Annotated in this window: 1 protein-coding gene; it reads left to right on the top strand. The window is 58.1% G+C overall.

Features of this window, described 5'->3' with window-relative positions; all coding sequences use genetic code 11:
- Positions 1–10 precede the first annotated feature (10 nt).
- The gene (locus M8006_RS17885; protein WP_347709782.1) at positions 11–172 is read left to right on the top strand and encodes a PD-(D/E)XK nuclease domain-containing protein; all 162 of its coding nucleotides are present in this window, start codon (positions 11–13) and stop codon (positions 170–172) included.
- The last annotated feature ends 141 nt before the right edge of the window (positions 173–313 follow it).

Genomic DNA, 313 nt, shown 5'->3' with positions numbered 1-313 from the left:
TGAGTTCAAGGTGGTGGAGCAACTGCCGGAAGGCACGGCGCTGGCGCAAATCAAACACAAAGGCTACGCCGATAAGCACCGCGCCGCCGGCAAACCCATTCACCTCATCGGCGTGGAATTTTCCAGCATCCAGCGCCAGATTGTGGCGTTTGAGGTGGAGACCCTGGCTTAGAAGCCGCCTTTTCGGCACAACGCCTATCGGTGGGCATGCTAGACTGCTGTTCGTATCGCTGTTTTTGTTCTGGAGGCCAGCCGTGCCGGATACCCACCGCCGTAAGCTCCCCATCGGGATTCAGACGTTCTCAGATATCCG

The organism is Halomonas llamarensis, from assembly GCF_023555005.1.
Taxonomy (GTDB): Bacteria; Pseudomonadota; Gammaproteobacteria; order Pseudomonadales; family Halomonadaceae; genus Vreelandella; species Vreelandella llamarensis.
Note: the sequence above shows the minus strand (reverse complement) of the source record. Positions and strands in the feature narration are given on the sequence as shown.